Origin of the sequence: Actinomadura rubrisoli, from assembly GCF_004349215.1 — a bacterium.
GTDB classification, from domain to species: domain Bacteria; phylum Actinomycetota; class Actinomycetes; order Streptosporangiales; family Streptosporangiaceae; genus Spirillospora; species Spirillospora rubrisoli.
On record NZ_SMKU01000660.1, the window covers coordinates 1 to 1835 of the forward strand.

Annotated in this window: 3 protein-coding genes; all 3 read right to left on the reverse strand. The window is 66.1% G+C overall.

Features of this window, described 5'->3' with window-relative positions:
* Positions 1-50: 50 nt before the first annotated feature.
* On the reverse strand, positions 51-347 hold the full coding sequence (locus E1298_RS46605) for a WXG100 family type VII secretion target (RefSeq protein ID WP_131903758.1): 297 nt from the start codon (positions 345-347) through the stop codon (positions 51-53).
* A 22-nt stretch (positions 348-369) separates the two neighbouring features.
* Entirely contained in the window at positions 370-684 is a 315-nt protein-coding gene (locus E1298_RS46610; RefSeq protein ID WP_131903759.1) for a WXG100 family type VII secretion target, read from the reverse strand.
* A gap of 223 nt (positions 685-907) precedes the next feature.
* The coding region (eccB, locus tag E1298_RS46615) for a type VII secretion protein EccB (protein ID WP_131903760.1) at positions 908-1835 on the reverse strand (928 nt) is incomplete at its 5' end.

Genomic DNA, 1835 nt, shown 5'->3' on the forward strand with positions numbered 1-1835 from the left:
GGGTCGGTGGGTTGTGGGGGGCCATCGTGCTTCCTCTTCCCGTGTGGCGGTTAGCCGTTCCACATGGCGGTGTTGGTGCGCTCCGCGCCGAGGTGGATGTCGTGGGAGTCGCCGATGGCCTTGCTCATGCCGGAGACGGCGGTGGCCATGCGCTGTGCCGCCTGCTTCCACTCGCGGGACTTCTGCTCGTAGGCGAGGCGGGCGTCGCCGTCCCACTCGGCGAGGTGGGTGCGGACCTGGGCGTCGAGGGTGTCCAGGACGGCCTGGTAGCTCTTGAGGGCGTTCAGGAAGTTCGACTGCGCGTTCTGCATGCCGCCGAAGTTCACATAGGTGTAGTCGGTGCTCATGGTGTCCTCCAGTTGGGAGCGGTCAGCCGTTGACGAGGCCCTTGAGGCCGTTGACGCGGCCGGTCTTCTCCTGCTCGGCCCGCTCGTACTTGACCTTCGTGTCCACGAGCTTCTCGTGGATGAGGTTGAGGTCCTTGAGAACCTTGCTGAACTCGGTCTCGAACAGGGTGTAGACCTGGCCGAACGCGGCTGACGACTCGCCCTTCCACGCGCCCTGGAGTTCACCGTGGTGGGCGTTCAGCTGACCTTTGACCTGCCCGATCTGTCCGTGGGCGTCCTGCACTTTTCCGGCGGCCTGCTGCATGTGCTGCCGGTTGACAGATGACTGGTTTGCCATCTTTTGCTCTCCTTGCACGTCGGTTACCTTCGGGCATCACGACGTGGCACTCGCGCGTACCGGTTGACGGCCCCTCGATCGGTACGACGACTCACCCCGTGACTGCGAGCAAGATCAAGCGTAGAGAGCCTTCGGTTGCGCTGTCCACGCTTTTGACTGGGACTACCGAAGTGGTCTATGTGCCGACGGGTGCTGATCTGCGCAATCAGAAGATCACTCACCGTTATTTGGCCGGAACCGGCCGCAGGGCGGCCGTCGTGGTGAGCGCGGGGCCCTCTTTGAAGAGTTGTAGGAGATTTGCCGGAATTGGAACTGCGGAGTCGGAGGCATAACCGAGTTTCGCCATGTCGTCGGTGGTGGGGACGGGGTAGCGGAGGCCCTGGTCGGTGATGAGGGCGAACGTTTGCAGGGGTTGGCCCGGGCCGGAGAGAGTGCCCGCGAAGGTGCCGCCGCCTGGGAGGAGGACTTGGTCGAGGCCCTGGGACGTGGCGGAAGTGCTGGGGACGGTGCCGCCGATGGTGAAGCGGGCGTCCGTGGAGAGTTTGCCTGTTTGCTGGTAGACGGCGCAGAGGGGCTGTTGGGGTTCATAGCGGGCCGTGTCGGGTGGGGATTCGGGGAGCGCTCGGCTGTGGAGGTTCGTCCGGGACGGTTTGGACGCGGCCGCGCTCGGGGTGATTTCGCGTGGTGTGTTGGCGCCTGGGGTGTCCAGGAGGAGGCGGGCTTGGGTCTCGGAGATGCTTGAGAGGCCGTCGGGGAGTTGGACGTAGTAGCGCTCTTGAGTGCCCGCTATGGCGGCTACGTGGAAGATCTGGCCGGCGGGGGCCAAGGTGTTGTTCGGGCCGGCGAACTGTTGGCCTTGCTGGGGGATGGCTGGGGCCGCGAAGTCCGGGCCTTGGGGAAGACCGTTCAGCCAGCGTTCGTCCACGGGGACGGGTTGGTCGGCGCTGAGGATGCGGGCGGCTTTGGGGGTGACGCGCATCCGGGTGTTGTGCCAGACCAGCCAGGCTTGGGCGCCGCCTTGGACTACGACGCCCTGGTCGTCGGTGAGGGGGCGTCCGCCTACGGTGCGTCCGCCTATGAGGGAGACGGTGCCGCCGCGGACGCAGAGGGACCAGGGCGCGTGGGCGAGCCTGGCGGGGTCCGGGAGGGAC